Source organism: Luteococcus sediminum, from assembly GCF_054783495.1.
On record NZ_BAAGQL010000022.1, the window covers coordinates 47,761 to 66,215 of the forward strand.

At 69.5% G+C, this 18,455-nt stretch carries 20 protein-coding genes; 7 read left to right on the forward strand and 13 right to left on the reverse strand.

From position 1 onward, the window contains the following. Window positions 1–27: 27 nt before the first annotated feature. The 5 genes from ACYVKA_RS12555 to rplI all read left to right on the forward strand — a co-directional run bounded on the left by ACYVKA_RS12555 (window position 28) and on the right by rplI (window position 3,457). Window positions 28–1,380, forward strand: a complete 1,353-nt coding sequence (locus ACYVKA_RS12555; protein WP_460705868.1) for an anaerobic C4-dicarboxylate transporter — start codon at window positions 28–30, stop codon at window positions 1,378–1,380. 206 nt (window positions 1,381–1,586) lie between these two features. Continuing rightward, window positions 1,587–1,877, forward strand: coding sequence for a 30S ribosomal protein S6 (rpsF, locus tag ACYVKA_RS12560; protein WP_394276181.1), 291 nt, complete (start codon window positions 1,587–1,589; stop codon window positions 1,875–1,877). A 151-nt stretch (window positions 1,878–2,028) separates the two neighbouring features. Continuing rightward, on the forward strand, window positions 2,029–2,613 hold the full coding sequence (locus ACYVKA_RS12565) for a single-stranded DNA-binding protein (protein ID WP_394276182.1): 585 nt from the start codon (window positions 2,029–2,031) through the stop codon (window positions 2,611–2,613). A gap of 132 nt (window positions 2,614–2,745) precedes the next feature. Next, on the forward strand, window positions 2,746–2,985 hold the full coding sequence (rpsR, locus tag ACYVKA_RS12570; protein ID WP_094765601.1) for a 30S ribosomal protein S18: 240 nt from the start codon (window positions 2,746–2,748) through the stop codon (window positions 2,983–2,985). 16 nt (window positions 2,986–3,001) lie between these two features. Continuing rightward, window positions 3,002–3,457: a 50S ribosomal protein L9 gene (gene rplI / locus ACYVKA_RS12575; protein WP_460705870.1), complete on the forward strand. Its 456-nt coding sequence runs from the start codon at window positions 3,002–3,004 to the stop codon at window positions 3,455–3,457. A 115-nt stretch (window positions 3,458–3,572) separates the two neighbouring features. Here rplI and ACYVKA_RS12580 read toward each other — a convergent pair whose 3' ends face one another. The 4 genes from ACYVKA_RS12580 to ACYVKA_RS12595 form a co-directional block, all read right to left on the reverse strand. Further along, entirely contained in the window at window positions 3,573–5,933 is a 2,361-nt protein-coding gene (locus ACYVKA_RS12580; protein ID WP_460705872.1) for a heavy metal translocating P-type ATPase, read from the reverse strand. Between the two features lie 143 nt (window positions 5,934–6,076). Beyond that, window positions 6,077–7,027, reverse strand: coding sequence for an SDR family NAD(P)-dependent oxidoreductase (locus tag ACYVKA_RS12585; protein ID WP_460705874.1), 951 nt, complete (start codon window positions 7,025–7,027; stop codon window positions 6,077–6,079). Window positions 7,028–7,030: 3 nt separating this feature from the next. Beyond that, complete coding sequence (locus tag ACYVKA_RS12590; RefSeq protein WP_394276186.1) at window positions 7,031–7,513, reverse strand: pyridoxamine 5'-phosphate oxidase family protein; 483 nt, start codon at window positions 7,511–7,513, stop codon at window positions 7,031–7,033. Between the two features lie 121 nt (window positions 7,514–7,634). After that, the gene (locus tag ACYVKA_RS12595) at window positions 7,635–9,377 is read right to left on the reverse strand and encodes a cytochrome c oxidase assembly protein (protein WP_460705876.1); all 1,743 of its coding nucleotides are present in this window, start codon (window positions 9,375–9,377) and stop codon (window positions 7,635–7,637) included. A gap of 839 nt (window positions 9,378–10,216) precedes the next feature. Between ACYVKA_RS12595 and ACYVKA_RS12600 the strand changes: the two genes are divergently transcribed. Next, window positions 10,217–10,954: an endonuclease domain-containing protein gene (locus ACYVKA_RS12600; protein ID WP_394276188.1), complete on the forward strand. Its 738-nt coding sequence runs from the start codon at window positions 10,217–10,219 to the stop codon at window positions 10,952–10,954. A gap of 488 nt (window positions 10,955–11,442) precedes the next feature. Here ACYVKA_RS12600 and ACYVKA_RS12605 read toward each other — a convergent pair whose 3' ends face one another. From ACYVKA_RS12605 to cysE, 9 genes are all read right to left on the reverse strand, one after another. Continuing rightward, window positions 11,443–11,682 (reverse strand): HAD family hydrolase, encoded by a 240-nt coding sequence (locus tag ACYVKA_RS12605; protein ID WP_460705878.1) that lies wholly within the window; start codon window positions 11,680–11,682, stop codon window positions 11,443–11,445. 15 nt (window positions 11,683–11,697) lie between these two features. Then, window positions 11,698–12,042, reverse strand: a complete 345-nt coding sequence (locus ACYVKA_RS12610; RefSeq protein WP_460705880.1) for an HAD family hydrolase — start codon at window positions 12,040–12,042, stop codon at window positions 11,698–11,700. Window positions 12,043–12,067: 25 nt separating this feature from the next. Beyond that, a complete protein-coding gene (locus ACYVKA_RS12615; RefSeq protein WP_460705882.1) occupies window positions 12,068–12,838 on the reverse strand; it encodes an alpha/beta hydrolase in 771 nt (256 codons plus the stop codon). A gap of 39 nt (window positions 12,839–12,877) precedes the next feature. Then, complete coding sequence (locus ACYVKA_RS12620; protein WP_394276191.1) at window positions 12,878–13,807, reverse strand: NAD(P)H-hydrate dehydratase; 930 nt, start codon at window positions 13,805–13,807, stop codon at window positions 12,878–12,880. Next, window positions 13,800–14,630, reverse strand: a complete 831-nt coding sequence (locus ACYVKA_RS12625; protein ID WP_460705884.1) for a histidine phosphatase family protein — start codon at window positions 14,628–14,630, stop codon at window positions 13,800–13,802. Before ACYVKA_RS12625 ends, ACYVKA_RS12620 begins: the two co-directional genes overlap by 8 nt. Before the next feature lie 87 nt (window positions 14,631–14,717). After that, window positions 14,718–15,503 (reverse strand): IclR family transcriptional regulator, encoded by a 786-nt coding sequence (locus ACYVKA_RS12630; protein WP_394276193.1) that lies wholly within the window; start codon window positions 15,501–15,503, stop codon window positions 14,718–14,720. A gap of 176 nt (window positions 15,504–15,679) precedes the next feature. After that, window positions 15,680–16,378 carry a S8 family serine peptidase gene (locus ACYVKA_RS12635; protein ID WP_394276194.1) on the reverse strand — a complete coding sequence of 233 codons (699 nt, stop codon included), beginning with the start codon at window positions 16,376–16,378 and terminating at the stop codon, window positions 15,680–15,682. Next, window positions 16,296–16,781, reverse strand: coding sequence for a hypothetical protein (locus ACYVKA_RS12640; RefSeq protein ID WP_460705886.1), 486 nt, complete (start codon window positions 16,779–16,781; stop codon window positions 16,296–16,298). Before ACYVKA_RS12640 ends, ACYVKA_RS12635 begins: the two co-directional genes overlap by 83 nt. A gap of 171 nt (window positions 16,782–16,952) precedes the next feature. After that, window positions 16,953–17,804, reverse strand: a complete 852-nt coding sequence (gene cysE / locus ACYVKA_RS12645; RefSeq protein ID WP_460705888.1) for a serine O-acetyltransferase — start codon at window positions 17,802–17,804, stop codon at window positions 16,953–16,955. A gap of 137 nt (window positions 17,805–17,941) precedes the next feature. On the opposite strand from cysE, the gene ACYVKA_RS12650 reads away from it, so the two are divergent. Continuing rightward, a complete protein-coding gene (locus tag ACYVKA_RS12650) occupies window positions 17,942–18,445 on the forward strand; it encodes an NUDIX domain-containing protein (RefSeq protein ID WP_460705890.1) in 504 nt (167 codons plus the stop codon). Window positions 18,446–18,455: the final 10 nt, after the last annotated feature.

Below are 18,455 nucleotides of genomic sequence, written 5' to 3' on the forward strand. Positions count from 1 at the left end.
GCACCCTCGCAACAGGAGCTTTCGACGATGGTGTGGATCCAACTTCTGGTGGTGCTGGGATGTCTCATCCTCGGTACCCGTTATGGCGGCCTCGGCCTCGGCCTGATCAGCGGCTTCGGCCTGATGATCCTGGTCTTCGTCTTCGGCCTTCGGCCCGGCGACCCGCCGATCGACGTGATGATGACCATCCTGGCCGTCATCGGGTGTGCCTCGGTGCTGCAACAGGCCGGCGGCCTCGACGTCATGATGCGTTTCGCCGAGAAGGTGCTGCGCAAGCACCCCAGCCAGATCACCATCCTCGCGCCCCTGACCACCTGGGCCCTGACCCTGCTGTGTGGCACTGGGCATGTCGTCTACACGATGTTCCCGATCATCGGCGACATCGCCCTGAAGAAGGGCATCCGCCCCGAGCGTCCGATGGCCGTCTCCTCGGTCGCCGCCCAGGCCGGCATCACCGCCTCGCCCGTCTCGGTGGCCACCGTCACCCTGGCCTCCCTGCTCGCCGCCCACTCGCAGAGCACCGGCGGGCGCGTCTACTCGATCCCGCAGATCCTGATGGTCTCGATCCCCGCCACCTTCTGCGGTGTGCTCGTCGCAGCCCTGTGGAGCCTTCGCCGCGGAAAGGACCTCGACAAGGACCCCGAATTCCAGGCCAGGATCGCCGACCCGGTGCAGCGCGAGTACATCTACGCCGGTGGGTCCACCCTGCTCGACACGGTCTTCCCCAAGAGCGCCTACCGCGCCACCGGGATCTTCTTCCTCACCATCGCCATCGTCGTCCTGATGGGCGCCTTCGAGGGCTTGCGACCGATGCTGCCTGCCGAGGACGGCAGCATGAAGCGCTTGAGCATGAACCTGGTGATCCAGATGCTCATGCTGGTGGCCGGCGCGACGATCATGCTGGTCTGCAAGGTGAAGACCAGCGAGGTGCCCAACACCAATGTCTTCAAGGCTGGAATGGTCGCCATCTTCTCCGTCTTCGGCGTCGCCTGGATGGCCGAGACCTTCTTCGGAGCCCACATCGAGGGCCTGGAGGCGAACCTGACCAGCATGGTGCAGGAGCACGCCTGGACCTATGCGATCGCCCTCTTCCTGGTTTCGAAGCTGGTGAACTCGCAGGGTGCCGCGATCGCCGCGATGGCCCCGATCGGGTTGAAGATCGGCGTCGATCCCGTGACGATGATCGGCTTCGGCGCGGCCGCCTATGGCTACTTCATCCTGCCGACCTATCCGTCAGACCTCGCGTGCATCGGCTTCGACCGCACCGGCACCACGAGGATCGGAAAGTTCGTGATCAACCACTCCTTCATCATCCCCGGCACCATCATCGTGAGCGTCGGTTGCCTGGTCGGCTCGCTGCTGGCCCGGGTGGTCCTCTGAGGGCTGCCGGCACAGGGCATCCACCGGGGTCGTGCGCATCCTGTGCGGGGCCGTACTCGGATGGGGTGGTGATTCGGTGCAGCGGCCTGCCAACCGGTAGAGTTGCACCTTGGACGCCCGCACCCGATGCAGGTGTCCATGGCACACGCCCTCCTGCCATGGGATGGACCCATGGCCGTTGAGACCAGAGGAGGTGGAGTACGCGTATGCGCAAGTACGAAATCGTCGTGATCATCGATCCCGACACCGATGAGCGCCAGGTGACTCCCATCATGGAGAAGCACCTCAAGAACATCACCAATGCCGGCGGCACCGTCGACAACGTCGATGTCTGGGGCAAGCGTCGTCTCGCCTACGAGATCCGCAAGAAGCCCGAGGGCATCTACGTCGTGGTGAACGTCACGGCCGAGCCGACTGCCGTCCAGGAGATGGATCGTCTGATGACCATCGACGAGCAGATCATGCGGACCAAGGTGATGCGTCCTGATGCCCACTGAGCCCACGCTCAGCTGAACGTCACGACCGTCCGGACAACATCCGGACAACACCACGACAGTCCTTCGGGGGCTGGTGGGTGAGAAACTGTCAGCAGCAGCTGGCAGGCTCATTCCATCCAGTTCCCACGTCCGACCAGACCGGAGACACAACATGGCAGGCGAAACTCCCATCACCCTCGTCGGCAACCTCACTGCCGATCCCGAACTGCGCTTCACCCCTTCGGGTGCCGCCGTGGCGAACTTCACCGTCGCCTCGACGCCGCGCCAGTTCGACCGTCAGACCAACGAGTGGCGTGACGGTGATGCCATGTTCCTCAATTGTTCGGTGTGGCGTCAGGCCGCCGAGAACGTCGCGGAGTCCCTCACCAAGGGAATGCGCGTCGTCGTCCAGGGCCGCCTGAAGAGCCGTAGCTACGAAACCCGTGAGGGCGAGAAGCGCACCGTCTTCGAGGTTGATGTCGACGAGGTCGGTCCCTCCCTGCGGTACGCCACCGCGAAGGTCACCCGCACGACGGGTGGCGGTTCCGGCGGTGGCGGCAACTGGCAGGGTGGCAACCAGGGTGGCGGCTACAACGCCGGCGGCAATGCCGGTGGTGGCCAGCAGGGCTTCAACAGCAACCAGGGTGGCAACGCCGCTGGTGGCTGGCAGTCCGCACCCCAGGGCCAGGGTGGCGACAACCGCGGTGGTGGCGTCGATCCCTGGGCGCAGGCCCAGAGCGACGAGCCGCCGTTCTGATCGGCAGGGCCCGCCAGGCCCAACCGTGACGGCACCATCCAGTAATCCACGAAAGACCATTCCCTCTGGGAAGGCACATTCCGGCGTCACGCCGGGCTCGCGGGACCTGTCCCGCAGACAAGGAGCACCACAATGGCCGGTCCACAGCGCAAGCCTGTGAACAAGAAGAAGATCGTTCCGATGAAGTCAGTTCGCATCGACAACGTCGACTACAAGGACGCCGCAACCCTGCGGAAGTTCATCTCCGAGCGCGGAAAGATCCGTGCGCGTCGCGTCACGGGCCTCTCGGTCCAGGACCAGCGCAAGGTCGCCATCGCGATCAAGAACGCGCGCGAGCTCGCCCTGCTGCCCTACGCGTCCACCGCGCGCTGAGAACAGGAGTAACCCAATGAAGCTCATTCTCACCGCACCCGTCGAGAAGCTCGGCATCGCCGGCGACGTCGTCGAGGTCAAGGACGGCTACGGCCGCAACTACCTGCTGCCCACCGGCAAGGCGATCCGCTGGACCCGTGGCACCGAGAAGCAGATCGAGGGCATCAAGCGCGCTCGTGACGCCAAGGAGATCCGTGGCGTCGAGCACGCCAACGAGGTCAAGCAGCAGCTCGAGGGCCTGTCGGTCAGCTACGCAGCCCAGGCTGCCTCCGCCGAGGGCAAGCTCTTCGGCGCCGTCACCGCCTCCGACATCGCCCAGGCGATCAAGAAGGCCGGTGGCCCCGCCATCGACAAGCGCTCGATCCAGATCGCCAAGCCGATCAAGCTCGTCGGTAGCCACACCGTCGGCATCAAGCTGCACGAGGCCGTGAGCGCCCACATCACTGTGGACGTCACCGCCGCCAGCAAGTGATCCCCGCCCCCCGGGCCTGACCGTCCGGGGGCCAGGAACACATCAGCAGGGCCCGCACTTCGGTGCGGGCCCTGCTGTGTTGTGTGGGGCAGCTTGGTGTGGGGGCCCTGCTGCGTCAGCGGGGGGCAGCTTGGTGTGTGTGGGGACGGTCTGGTGTGGGACGGCCTCCGCCGACCTGCTCGGCCGGCTCGTAGGTGCGCAGCCGCAAGGAGTTGGAGACCACCAGCACCGAGCTCATCGCCATCGCCGCCGCCGCGATCAGCGGGTTCAGCAGGCCAGCGGCCGCGATCGGGATGGCGGCCACGTTGTAGCCGAAGGCCCACACCAGGTTCATCTTGATGGTGCGGATGGTGCGTCGGGACAACTGGATGGCGTCCACCACGCTGCGCAGGTCGTCGCGCACCACGATGATGTCGGCGCTCTTCATGGCGATGTCAGTGCCCTGGCCCATCGCGATGCCCAGGTTGGCCGTCGCCAGCGCCGCGGAGTCGTTGATCCCGTCGCCCACCATGGCGACGGTGCGGCCCTCGTCGCGCAGCTGCTGCACCACCGAGGCCTTCTCGTCGGGCAGCACCCGGGCGCGCACCTCGTCGATGCCCAGCTGGCCGGCGACGTGACGGGCCACCCGTTCCGAGTCGCCGGTGAGCAGCACCGTGCGCAGCCCCATCTGGCCGAACTTCTCCACCGCCGACGGCGCGCTCGGCTTGATCTGGTCGGCCAGCGTGACGACGCCCAACAGGCGCCCGCCGTGGCGCACCGCGACCGCCACCGACCCCGTGAGCTCGGCCTTCTCGATCGACTCGGCGGCCAGCCGCTCTGCCTCGGCATCGTCGGAGGCGGCGCTGGCATCCAGCCGCCCCACCAGGCACTCCTGGCCGTCGACGAGGGCCTTCGCGCCCCATCCGGGCAGGGCCTCGAAGCCGGTGGCACTCACCTCGCGCGGCGCGCGGCCACCACTGGCACCGCCGACGGCGGCGAGGTCGGCGGCGACCGTCACGATGGCGGTCGCGATCGGGTGCTCGGAGCCGCGCTCGACGGCGGCGGCCGGCACCAGGACATCGCTGGGGGTCAGCCCGGGGGAGGGGATGACGTCAGTGACGGCCATGGTGCCGGTGGTGAGGGTGCCGGTCTTGTCGAGCACGACGGTGTCGATGCGTCCCGAACTCTCCAGCGCGTCCTGGCCCTTCACCAGCACACCGAGCTGGCCTGCCCTGCCCACGCCCACCATCAGCGCGGTGGGGGTGGCCAGGCCCAGGGCGCAGGGGCAGGCGATGATCAACACGGCGACGGCCACGCTCAGGGCGCGGGCAGGTGAGCCGGTGGTGAACCACCAGCCGAGGCCCACCAGCAGGGCCAGTACGATCACGGCCGGCACGAAGTACTGGGTGATGCGGTCGGCGAGCTTCTGCACCCGCGACTTGCGGCGCTGTGCCTCGTCGGCGATGGCTGCCATCTGCGCCAACCGGGTGCGGGCGCCGACGGCCTCGGCCTTGACCACCAGCCGCCCGGTGAGGTTCGTGGTGCCGCCCAGCACCTGGTCGCCGGCGACGGCCTCGGCGGGCACCGACTCGCCGGTCATGGCGGAGGTGTCGATGGTGGACTGACCCTCGGTGACGACGCCGTCCGCGACGAAACGCTCCCCGGGCAGCACCACATAGTGCTCGCCGGTGCGCAACTGGTCGGCGGGCACGGTCTCGGTGCTGCCGTCCGGGCGCAGACGCCGAACCTCCTTCACGGCAAGGTTTCCCAGTGCGTGCAGCACCTCCCCGGCGCGGCGGCGGGCACGCGACTCGAAGTAGCGCCCGGCGAGCTGGAAGGTGACCATGCCGGCGGCCACGTCGAGGTAGACGGCATCGGCCCCGGCCGGGGTGTTGCCGAAGCCCAGCCAGTAGCCGGCCTCCTCGGTGGGGAAGGCAAGCGTCCACAGCGCCCACAGGAAACTGACGCTCGCCCCCAGTGAGATCAGGCTGTCCATGCTCAGGGAACGGTGCCGCAGGCCGCGGATCGTGGCCCGGTGGAAGGGCCAGGCACACCAGGTGACGATGGGCAGTGCCATCAGCACGCACAGCAGCTGCCAGCCGGTGAAGCGGACGCTGGGCACCAGCGCCAGCTGCAGGGTGAGCGACATCAGCGGGACGCTGAGCAGGGCGGCGACGGTGAGGCGGCGGCGCAGCGACGAGGTGCGCTCGGCGGCGGCGCGCTGGGTCCAGGTGTCGTCCTCGTCGTCGTGGACCGCGGCGCCGTAGCCGGCCTTCTTGACGGTCTCGATCGCCAGTGGCGCGTCGGCGGGGCCGAGCCCCTGCACCAGGGCGCGTTCGGTGGCCAGGTTGACCATGGCGGTGACGCCGTCGAGCCTGTTCAGCTTGCGCTCGATGCGGTTGGCGCAGGCCGCGCAGGTCATGCCCGAGATGTCGAGCTCCAGCTGCGGCAGCTCGTCGGTCGTCCCGGAGCCTGCCGTCGCCCTGCTTGTTGCCACGTCTGTACCCAGCCTTTCGTCTGGCCCCAGCCTACTGACCCGGCCGGAGGGTGCCGCCCGCGTCGCTGCTCGGGGGTGCTGCTGGGCCGCCAACGTCGTGGCAAGGGGCAACACGGCAGGGGAAGCGGCCGTGCGCCGGGGCCCTACTCGTTGTGGCGGCGGGTGGCGCGGTCCCCGAGGGTGGTGAGCCGGTCGACCAGCGGCGAGGACAGGCGCTCCCGGGCGGTACGGCCGTCGACCACCTCGGAGGAAGACCCCTTGGGCAGCAGGCGGCTCGCCAGCCCCATGGCGTGGACGGTCAGGTTCGGCGCCAGGCCGTGCACGCGGGTTCCGATGTGGCTCAGCGGTGAGATGAGGGCCACCGGACGCCCGGTCAGCACCCCGTCGACCATCTTCGAGGCCGCCTTGTGGGCATCCATGGACAGCAGCGGCAGGGAGGCGGCCGGCGCGAACCAGGCGTACTGCTTGGCCGCGTCGCCGAAGAACTTCGCCTGCACGTGCGATCCGGTGCGCATCAGGCCCGGGACGATGGTGGTGGCGGTGACGCCCGTGCCGGCCAGTTCGGCCGACAACCCCTCGACGAAACCGACCGCACCGAACTTCGCCGTCGAATAGGGCAGCAGGCGCGGGGGGCTCACCTTCCCGCCGATCGACGTGACGACGCCGAAGCGGCCGTGGCCGCGTTCGGTCATGCGCGGCACGACGGCCAGGGCCAGGTTGATCGGTCCCCACAGCATGATGTCGATGGCCTGCTCGAAGTGGTCGTGGTGGCTCGCCTGCCAGGGGCCGACCTGGATGATGCCGGCGACGTGGATGGCCACCTCGACCGGCCCGAGGGCCTGTTCGGTGGAGTCGACCAGGTCTCGCACCTGCTGCTCGTCGGCGACGTCACAGGCCATGGTGTGCACCCGCGCCTCGGGAACGCAGCGCAGGATCTGATCGCGTCCCTGCTGGAGGCTCTGCTCGTCGCGGGAGCAGATGGCCACGTCGTGGCCGCGGGCGGCCAGGTCGGTGGCGATCAGCAGCCCGAGGCCGCGGGAGGCCCCCGCCACCAGTGCGACGGGCCGGGTGCCGGGGGCGGGAGGCTGCGCCATGGCTCAGACCTCCACGACGCCGGACTTGCCGGCCTGGGGACGGTGGCCGCCGAGCACGCCCTTGGCGACCTCGAGCAGGGTTCCGGCGGCGTGGGGGGTGTCCCAGTAGCCGACGGAATCGGCGTCGACGCGGATCAGCGCCACCTTCGGGTCGGTGGACTCGCACTGCATCCAGGCCGCGACGCGGGTGTCCCAGAGCTCGTCGATGACGGACTGGTCCTTGACGATGACGGCAGTTCCGCTGACCGAGAGCTGGTCGCCGTCGGTGAAGGCAAGGTTGGTGCGGGGATCGGCCGCGATCTGGCGGGCCTTGTCGCTGTCGGCGACGGCGAAGAACCAGATGGTGGCGTCATCGTCGACGCGCTGGACGCCCATCGGGCGCGAGACCATGGCGTCCCCGTCGATGGTTGTCATCATGGCGATGTGCTGCTGACGCAGCATGGCCACGACCTCGTCGACGGACTTCTGCTCGGATTCGGTGCTCACGTTCTGTCTCCTTGGCTGGGGGCTTGTGCCTGTGAGCCTGCCCTGTCCGGGGGTCGCCCTCAAGGCTTTCACGCCAAGGAGGTGCGCGATTACGCCGATGGCGTGGCGCGGGCCGGTCGGCTCAGCCCCTGCGATCACGCTCCGCCAGCTGCGTCAGCATCTGGTTGTAGGCGTCGAGGGACTCGTCGTCACCGGAGTCGATGCCCTGGTCGAAGCTGTCGCTCTCCTTCTTGTCCTGGCGGGCCCACTGGACGAACAGCGCCCCCAGGGCGACGGCCAGCGGGAACTCACCACCGGCCCAGGCGATGGTGCCACCCACCCACTGGTCGTGCGCCAGCCCCCGGGCCGCCATCCACGGGTGGCCGATGGAGTTCAGGAAGTCCTCGGCGTAGACGGAGGTCTTGCTCATCAGGATCACGCCGAAGAAGGCGTGGAAGGGCATGGCGCCGATGATGAGGCCCAGCCGTCCCAGGTGGGGCAGGGGATGGACCGGCTGGTCGACACCGATGATCAGCCCGTAGAAGATGCACCCGCTGACCAGGAAGTGCAGGTAGAACAGCTGGTGCAGCCAGTGCACCTCGAGGCTGCGGGTGAACAGGCTGGTGAGGTAGAAGACGTAGTAGGTGCCGGTCATGAAGACCAGCGCGATCAGCGGGTGGTGGAGCAGGGCCACCAGCCGGGAGCGCATGAAGGTCTGGACCCATTCGTGCACCCCGGCCGAGTGCTGCTCGCCACGCGGCGGCACGGCCTGCAGCACCAGCGTCAGGTAGCCGCCCAGCACCAGCACCATGGCGGCCAGCATGTTGAGTCCCAGGTTCATGAACATGTGGACGCTGAAGACCACCGGGGCATAGCGGCCGACCCCGGAGCTGGTGAGCAGCACCACGATGACCCAGCCGATCACCCAGGCGGCGGTGCGTCCGGCGGGCCAGTGCTTGCCCTGCTGGTGGACGCGGTGCACGAGCCACAGGTAGCTCGCCACGGCGGCGACGGCCAGGCACAGGAAGAAGGGGTTGATGCGCCACTTGACCACCAGGTTCACCAGGGTGGGCCAGTCGGCCACGGAGTAGCCGATCGCGGCGACGTCGACGGCGAGGCGTGGGTTCTCGGTGGGGACGGCGCGGAAGGCGCTGGCGGCGGCGAACTGTCCCATCATGCCGATCACGGCCATTGCCAGGGAGGCGGCTGCGGAGCTGGACCACCAGCACAGGGCGCCGATCACCAGCGCGGCACCGGCCCGTGCCAGGTGCCAGGAGGCGTCCTCGTCGGTGAGCGGGCCGGGCAGGGCGGCAGCGGTGACCACGTCGGCCATGACGGTGGTCACGGCCAGCACACAGCTCAGCAGGCGCATCCGGAAACAGACGATGCGGTCGCGGGCGTCGTCGGCGCTGAGGAAGAGCCGGCAGGCCCAGGTTCCGGCCAGCAGCGTGAAGCAGACGGCGGCGATCATGCGGGTGTCACCGGTGAGGTCGTGGTTGAGCGGGACCCGGCGCTCGGTGGCGGCGATCGGGGCCACCAGTGCGACCGACTGCAGCAGCAGGGCGTAGAGCGCAGACTCCCAGTGCTTCCAGAAGGTGAGCAGGGTGCTGGCCAGGCCGAAGCCGACGGCGACGCACCAGCCCATTGACTCCCCGTGCGAGTAGCCGCCCGACAGGTCGCGGGACAGGACGGCCATCACGGCACTGGCGCCGGCCCCGATGAGTCCCGACAGGCGGGCCAGGCCGAGCAGTCGGTCCCCGACGAGCCGTTCGCGCTGTGGGCCCCGGCGGGGGCGAATGAAGGCGGCGGTGGTCCAGGCGCCCATGGTGACCGCTGCCGCGATCCAGACCAGCAGGTCGACGGCGAACTGGGTGGTGTGTAGCACGAGAAGGCCTCCGGGAAGTCCCCGGCCGGCTGTCGGTGGGGATGTGGCCAACGATATGGCCTGTGCGGCGAGGGCCCAAGGAAGTGCCGTCGTGCACACCCCCACGGTGGACAACTGTGGACAAGTGGGCTCCTGGGGATGTGATGTGAATCACGTCGATTACCATCACCGCTTGTCAGATGGCGATTGGCGGGGTTGGGGCGGAGTTGTCCACAGCTTTGTCCACCGCTGGGGATAATTACACGGGCGAAATTCCAGCCGCGAAAGCCCGCTTGGACCGCCTGCAGTCCTAGTCAGTGGCCGGTCGGGAATCTGGTCGTCGGTCCATTTCCGGGGCCGTGGACAGCCCTGCGCCGGTCCGCGTCCCCAAGCTGCCCCCAATTGTCCACAGCATCCACAGGGGGTTGTGGGAAAGCCTGTGGGGGGCGCTCGTGGCGGGCCGTGCATGGACGTCGTGGCCCGACCCCGAAAGGAGTGGGCCTTCCCGGAAGCCAGTGGCCCGACCCGGCAGTTGGTACGTCCGGGAGCACCCACTGACTTCAGGGTCGGGTGCCTGCCTTCAGGGTCGTTCGATGGCCCCTCCCGCCGCACCCACAGGAGTGTTGTCCGAGTGTTGCCCGTGCGCACCCACCCCCTTCCGTTCCCCGGCGCGATGCTCCGACGATGGGCATGTGCGAACACGGATCATGGGCGACATCAGGAGCACCAGCAGTCTTCGGGCCGACGGCGTAGACGCCAAGGTCCTGCGCAAGGCGGTGTCTGCGGGAGAAGTGGACAGGCTTCGACGCGGCGTCTACCGAGCGCCCGGCGAACTCTCGCACACCGAGCAGCACCGCCTCATGGTGCTGGGCACGATGCCCGGGCTCTGTGACGAAGCCGTGGTGAGTCATGCGTCGGCCGGGGTGCTCCACGGCTTGCTGGTGAGGACGGCCAGCCTGGGGCGGGTTCACGTCACCCGTCAGGCGAAGGGGTGGCGCACGGCGCTGGTCCACGTCCACACCGCGGCCCTGCCCGACGACGAGGTCTGCCTCGTGCAAGGACTCCGCACCACCACGATCCGCCGGACCCTGTCGGACCTCGGCCGTTGCGAGGACCTGGGCTGGGCGGTGGTCGCGCTGGACGACGCGCTGCGGCGCAATCTCGTGGAATGCAAGGATCTGGACGCGCTCACGCTCGCGGCCAAGGGGCTTCCCGGCGCGCCGGGTCTTCGGGCCGCCGTGCAGCTGGCCGACGGCGAATCGCAGAGTGCGGGTGAGTCCCTGTGCCGGGTGGCCTTCCACCAGGCGGGCCTTCCGATCCCGGTGCTGCAGTACGAGGTGCGGGATGCCAAGGGACTGGTGGGCCGGGTGGACCTGTGCTGGCCGGAACAGAAGGTGATCGTCGAGTTCGACGGAAAGGTGAAGTATGGCGCCCTGCTCCGTCCCGGGGAGCGCCCGTCCGATGCACTCTGGCGCGAGAAGCAACGCGAGGATCGCCTGCGCGCGTGTGGCTACCGCGTCATCCGGGTGACCTGGGACGAGATCCTGCGGGAGCCTGAAGAGGTCTGCCGGCGGGTGGCGTCGGCGCTCTGGAAGTGAACGACCCAGAAGCGGTTGGAGCGGGTGTGGCCCTGGGGACGTTGTGGCTCCTGACCCAGATTGGGTGTGGTTTGAGCCGGACGAGTGTATTAGGGCGTGTCGGTGTGGTCAGAAGGCCAGCAGGTGCCCCGGTGCCGTTCTTCCGGACTCGTGCCGTCAGGCACCCCGTCGTCCCGATGGACACACCGTGTGGCTGGTTTGCCTGTGGTCAAAGGATCCTGCCTATGGACTGGGCGCGGGGCGACGAGTCTGCGCGTTCCCCGGAGGGCCAGGTCGGCGCTGGCTTTGGCGACTGGAAGTGGGGCGGACCCTGAAGGTGGTGGCATGGCCCTGAAGCAAGGGGTGCGGCCCGGGAGTTCCTACGTCGGGGTCGGGCTGCTCGGTTCAGGGTGGCGGGCCCCGGTTCAGGGTGGGGGTATTCGGTTCAGGGTGCGCTGCCCCACGCCGAGCCCCGTCTGGTCCGGCCCCTACACCTCAAGGGAGAGCTCCTACGGACTGGTGCCGCCCAGGTCGGGCAGTCTCAGCGGCCGGCCGTCGAAGTCGGACAGGCCCCCGACGACCACGGTGGTCGCGCCGCTGCCGCGTCCAGCCCGGACGCCGGCAGGGGAGTCCTCCAGCACGATGCACTCGACGATGTCGACACCCAGCCGCTCGGCGGCCAACAGGTAGGGCTGCGGGTCGGGCTTGCCGCGGGTGATGTCCTCGCTGAAGACGCAGGTGCTGGGCATCGGCACCCCGGCCAACTACATCCGTCGGGTGGCCAGGGCCCGGTCGGCCGAGGTGACCAGGGCCCAGTCATCGCCCAGGGCCGCGACAAGGTCCGCTGCGCCCGGCACCATGCCGACTCCCTCGCTGACCTCCAGCTCGCCGGCCTGGATGCGCAGCGCCTCCTGCCCGGCCAGTGCCCGATCGTCGAGGAAGTGGCTGGTGGTGGCCAGCGTCGGGCGGCGATGGGCGAAGGCCAGCACCTGCGCCAGGTCGAGGCGGTGCAGCCCACAGAAGGCACGCCAGGCATTCTCGACGGCCACCGTGGAGTCCACCAGGGTGCCGTCCATGTCGATGAGGAAGGGGCGGGGCGCTCGGGTCATGGCCCCATCCTCGCCGATGGGCCGCTCAGGACGTGGTGCTTCCGAGTGCGAAGCGCAGGAAGTCCTGGATCTTGGCGTCCCAGTAGCCCCACTCGTGATCGCCCGGCGCCCAGTCCACCACCACCGGCACACCGGCATGTCCGGCGGCCTCCGCGAAGGTGTGGTTGTGCGGTGCCAGCCGGTCCTCGGTGCCGCAGGTCAGCCACAACCGGGGAAGACCCGCTGGATCGGCCTGGCCCACCAGGTGCACCAGGTCGTCGCCGGTGCCGCGGATCGGCTGCTCACCCCAGATTGGCGAGGGTTCGGTCGTGAACTCCGGCGAGCGCGGCGAGCTGGCCATGTCGAGGCAGCCACTGAGCGAACCGGCCGCCGCGAAACGACCCGGCTGGCGCAGGGCCAGCTTGAAGGCGCCGAAACCACCCATCGACAGCCCGGCGACGAAGGTGTCCTCGCGCGCCGTCGAGACCTGGAAGGTCTCGGCCACCAGGCGCGGCAGCTCCTGGCTGACCCAGTCCCAGTAACGCTCGCCGTGCACCTCATTGCAGTAGAAGGAGCGCCCCGCATCGGGCATCACGACGGCCAGGCCGTACTCGGAGGCGTGCCGCTCGATCGAGGTGCGACGCAGCCAGATGGTGTCGTCGTCGGACAGCCCGTGCAGCAGGTAGAGCACCGGCGTGGCCGTACGCACCATCCCCGACAGACCGATCTGGCCACCAGTGGCCTGCGGCAGCAGGACGGTCACCGAGGTGCAGTGCCCCAGCGACTCGGAGAAGACATTGGCGCGGAACTGGATCATGCCCACACGCTAGACCCGGCGGTCCCAGTCCGCGTGTGCTCAGACCCCGCCCAGCCGGGTCATCGTCGACGGCAGCGCATCGGCCACCTCGGTGGCCAGGTAGCCCACCCGGCCGTGCGTCGAGTAGAGCGACTCGCCGGCCTCGGCATGAAGGTGGATTCCCCACAGCAGCGACTGCACGGGCGTGGCGCCGCGGGTCAGCAGGCCCGTGACCGCCCCAGCCGAGACGTCACCGCTGCCGGAGGTGCCCAACCCCGAGTCACCGCTGGTCATCCGCCACAGCGCCCCCTGCCAGGCCACCCAGCCGGAACAGGCGACGGCGGCGCGGTAGCGAGCAGCACACTCCAGGGTGGAGGCGGGCAGCTGGTCGTCGTCCAGCGCCTCCACGTCGAGCAGCCGCGCCAGTTCCCCCGTGTTGGGGGTGAGTACCAGGCGCCCGGCCAGCCGCGCCACCAGCGTGCGGTCCAGGTCGGGCAGCACCGTCGCACCAAAGGCGTCCAGCAGCACCGGAACGTCCTCGGGAGCCTGCTCGACGACGGCCCGCACCAGGCGCTGCGCCCCCTCGGGATGGTCCAGGCCCGGGCCGACCAGCACCGCCTGGCAGCGGCCCAGCTCACGCTCCAACGCCTGCGCGGCGCCCTGACCGGTGATCGAGCCCCGCTCGTCACAGTCCAGTGAGATGACTCCGCTCTCGGGCAGGGCGACGGCCACGTGCGGCGCCACCTGCGCCGAGACGGCCAGGCTCAACCGGCCCGCCCCGACGCGCAGCGCCGCCCGCCCGGCCAGCATCGCGGCGCCCGGTGTCGCCGCAGCACCGCCCACCACCAGCACCTGACCGCGGGAGTACTTCGACCCCTGCGGGGTGGGCAGCGGCCACCGCCGCAGCAGTTCGGTGGTCACCAGCCGCGGGTCGTCCACCCGACCCCCGGCCACCTCTTGGGGAACGCTGCCGTCCAGCTGCTCACTCATCGCCGTCGGCCTCGCGCTCCCCGTGCAGACGGTCGGTGCCGTCGGTGCCCGCGGCGGCGGGGGCGCCCACCTCGTCCGAGGCGCCCGGCTGGTCGGTGACGGTGATGCCGGCCTCGCGCAGGTGGCTGTCGATGTTGTAGTCGGTCACGGTCCAGCCGGTGCGGGAGTCCTCTTCGCGCACCAGGCGGCAGATCGCGGCATTGCGCAACCCATTGGTCTGGCTGCGTTCCAGCACCTGGTGCTCGTCCATGCCCTCGGCCACATAGCAGAAGAGCAGGTTGACCACGTCATGGGCGCTGACCAGGACGCACTCGCCCTCGTTCTGGGCGGCAATGTCACCCATCACGGCACGCACCCGGCCGGCGACGTCGGCCCACGACTCACCGCCCGGCGGACGGTAGTAGAACTTGCCCAGCCAGGCCCGCCGCTCGGCCTCCTCCGGGTACTTCTTGCGGATCCCGTCGGCGGTGAGCATGTCGGTGATGCCCATGTCGCGGTCGCGCAGCCGCTCGTCGATGCGCGGATCCAGCAGGTCGGCGTCGGCAGAGTCCTTCAGCCCAGACCCCTCGACGGCGATGCGGGCGGTCTGGCGGGCACGACGGAAGGGGCTGGTCCACACCCTGGTGGGGCGCTCGGACTCGTCGAGCTCGTGCAGCCACTGCCCCACGGCAGCGGCCTGACGCCGGCCCAGCTCGGACAGCTCCACGTCGGCATCGCGGGCGGGGGCGTCGATGCGCTCCAGGTGCTGGCTGGCGGCAAGTTCGGCAGCCACATTGCCCTCGGACTGCCCGTGGCGGACCAAAATGATCTGCGTTGTCGTCATTGCTCCACGGTAGGCGCCGGCAGGCAGCCTGCGGGCGCCGATCGGCTCCAGGCGAACGGTTTCGCGGCGGTGACGGCCCGCCGTCACTCAGCCCTGCCTGCGGCGTGCTGCCCGCAACCGGGTGGCATAGGCCTTGGAGGCCTCGGCGCAGACACTGCGCAGGGCGACGGCCTGGGTGCGGGGGTCGTAGCTGGTGGTGGGCCCCGAGACGCTCAGCGCTGCAACCGGGTTGCCGGTGGGCGACAGGATCGGGGAGGCGACGCAGTTGAGCCCGAGCCGGATCTCCTCGCAGTCGAAGGCGACGCCGTGGGTACGGATGCGCTCCAGCTGCGAGCGCAGCCGGGCGGGGTCGGTGATGGTGTGCGAGGTCCAGGCGGTGAGCGTGTGGGAGAAGACCTGCTCGGCGGCCACCGGGTCATAGGCGAGCATCGCCTTGCCGACGGCAGTGCAGTAGGCCGGCACGCGCCCGCCGATCCGCGACGGAGCCGGCAGGTGCTGCAGGCCGTGCAGCTTGTTCAGGTAGACCACGGTGGGTCCGTCGAGCACGGCCAGGTGGACTGTGCGGCGGGTGCGCTCGTACAGGTGGGCCAGGAAGGGGGTGAAGGTGTCGCGGATCAGCTCGGTCTCGGGGACCCGCACCGGGGTGGTCAGCTCCTGCAGCATCGAGCCGAGGCGGTAGTTGGTGCCGGCACGCTCGACGGCACCATTGCGCTCCAGGGTTCCCAGCAGGCGGAAGGCCGTGGACTTGCTCAGCTCGGCCCGGCGCGCCAGTTCACTGACACCCACCCCGGTGGAGGCATCGGCACCGAAGGCACGCAACAGGGACATGGCCTTGTCCACGGCAGTCCTGGTCGGTGTCGTCTCGCTGGTCATCGCCAATTCCTTCCCGGACGGCCTCGTCCTTCGTGGCGCAGTCCCCGCCCGGCATCGGAACCCACCGCCCGGCGGTGTCTGCGCCGTCGGGATCCGTCCCAGTCTATCCGCGCAGGAAAGGGGCCGATCCTTCCTGCCACGGTCGTGGACAGCAAGGATCGGCCCTGTGGGGTGGGTCAGCGGACGACCAGGTCGTCGACGTAGAAGCGCGTCGGCAGCAGGAAGTCCTCGTTGGAGCTGATCTTCAGCGTCACGGTGCGTCCGGCGAAGGCGCTGATGTCGCCCGACTGCTGCAGCCAACGGTCCTTGGCAGTGACATTCGAGGCACTGGCGACCTCCCGACCGTCGATCGAGATGCTCAGGCGGTCGACAGCATTGCGGATGACCTCATTGCTCCTGACCTGCAGGGCCAAGTCGAGCCGGGTGGCATTGCGCGACAGGGTGAACGTCTGGCTGATGGCACGCTCGCCGCGGCGGCCGACGCCACCAAGGCTTGCCACGCCGGAGCCACTGCGGGCAGGGCCCTGGGTGGTGATGAGGCCGTACGGATCATTCCAGCCGACGCGCGACTCGAAGTCACCGTTGACCAACGGACTGGCGACGCCATCGTCGGGGGTGGGTTGAGGAGTCGGCTTCGGGGTGGGGTCGCCGGAGGCGTTGGCGTGGGAGCATTGCCGGCGACGGCTCGCACCGCCGCGGTGGCATCCACCAGGCCGGCGCCACAACCCTTGAAGCAGCCCTCGGGCAGCGGACGTGCCGAGTCCTTGAGGGTCTGCTCGATCTGGGCCGGGGTCAGCGAGGGCTTGGCTGCCCTTCATCAGTGCCACGACTCCTGCGACGTGCGGGGTGGCCATGCTGGTGCCCTGCATCGGCATACATCTTGCGGTCCACCTCGACCCGGGCGACGCCGTCGGCCTCGCCGAGCCGGGTCAGGAAATCGCCCACCTCGGAGCTGGGCAGCGGCTCGTCGAGGCGCACGACGGTGTTGCCGTCGCTCATGGTGCGCAGCCCGCTCACGGTGCGCGAGTGGGACACGAGCACGCCGTCGACGGTCTCGGTGCGGGTCTCGGTGCTGGCGGGGCTCAGCGAGGACTCGAAGGTGACGATGAACTGCGTCGGTGCGGTGTCCGGGACGTTGGTTCCGCCCAGGTATTCCGCTCCTGCAGGTGTTGCGGTGGCGAGGCTGCCGAACAGCAGGGCCCCGCCTGCGGCCAGGGCCGCTGTGGTGCGCGTACGGGACGCGTAGGTGCCTTTCGATCCACGGGGGAGTGGAGCCAAGGATGGGGCCTTGCCACCCTAGCTGAAGATCAGCTGGGAACGGCCCGCCGATCGGCCCCTGTCTGGCCGCGCAATTTCAACAGCCGATCACCTTCGCTGCCGCCTCTTCCTTCCCTGCTTGCCAGGGCGGGGATTGCGACAGACCGTGGAATGTCAAGTCACGCGACTCGGTCACTCACCCGAGGGCTCCTCGTCCAAGGACTGGTCCATGTCGAGCGCCGGCAGCGCCGAGCGCGGGTAGCTCACCGGCTTGGCCGGCACCCCCGCCACCGTGGTGTGCGGCGGCACGTCGTGCAGCACCACCGAACCGGAGCCGACCTTGGCACCCTCGCCCACGCGGATGTTGCCCAGCACCTTCGCGCCGGCACCGATCATCACGCCCCGGCCGATCTTGGGATGGCGGTCGCCGCCCTCCTTGCCGGTGCCGCCCAGCGTCACCTCGTGCAGCATCGAGAAGTCGTCCTCCACCACGGCCGTCTCACCGATCACGACGCTGGTGGCGTGGTCGAACATCAGGCCTTTGCCCAGGCGCGCGCCGGGGTGGATGTCGACGGCCAGCACCTCGGAGATGCGGCTCTGCAGGAACAGCGCCAAGGCGAAGCGCTCGCGCTCCCAGTAGAAGTGCGCCACCCGGTGGGCCTGGATGGCGTGGAAGCCCTTGAAGTGCAGCAGCGGGGTGGAGTAGCCGCGGCAGGCCGGGTCGCGCTGCATGATGGCCTGCAGGTCGGCCAGCACCGCCCCCGGGATGGACTCGTCCTCGGTGAAGGCGTGCTGGATCAGGTCGCGCAGGGTCAGCGCCGTCATCACCGGGCTCTCCAGCTTGCTGGCCAGCAGGTAGCTCAGCGAGTCGCACAGCGTCTCGTGGCCCAGCACCACCGTGTTCAGGAAGCCCGCCAGTGCCGGCTCCTCGACGGCGTCGACGGCCGCCTCCTCGCGGATGCGCTCCCAGATCTGGTCATTGGCCACCGCGGTGCGGTAGTGGGGCGCCGTGTCGGCCGGACTCGGGGATGCGGTGCGGATCATGGCTGCCTCTCGCCGGGGTGGCACCGGCACGTCGGATGGGCCGGTGGTCCTTGCTGGTGGACGGGTTCACGCTACGAGGTCAACCACTGCCTGGCCGCAGGAATTCCATCCCTCGGGCGAATGGCATGCTGGCGGCCATGAGCGACGAACTCGCCAACCTCTACGACGACCAGGGCCGGGTCTGCGGCACCGCCCTGCGATCGCGGATCCGTCGGGAAAACCTGCGCCACGGCGGCACCGGCATCCTGGTGACCAATTCGCGCGGCGAGGTCTACGTGCACCGGCGCACCGACACCAAGGACGTCTACCCCGGCTGGTACGACCTGGCGGCCGGTGGCATGGTCGCCGCTGGCGAGGAGCCCGAGGAGGCGGCGCGCCGCGAACTGGCCGAGGAACTCGGCATCGAGGCGCCACTGGTCTTCGTCAAGCAGGCCGACTACCGCGACGAGCAGCTGAACCTGCACGCCTGGCTCTACCGGGTGGTCTGGGACGGCCCGGTCCACCGCCAGGCCAGCGAGGTGGCCTGGGGTGGGTGGATGACCCCTGCCCAGGTGCAGGAGCTCGTCGACGACCCCGACCGCCCGGTGATGCCCGATGCCGTCGAGCTGTGGCGCGACGTGCTGGGCGCGCCGGGGGCCTGAACCGGCCGGC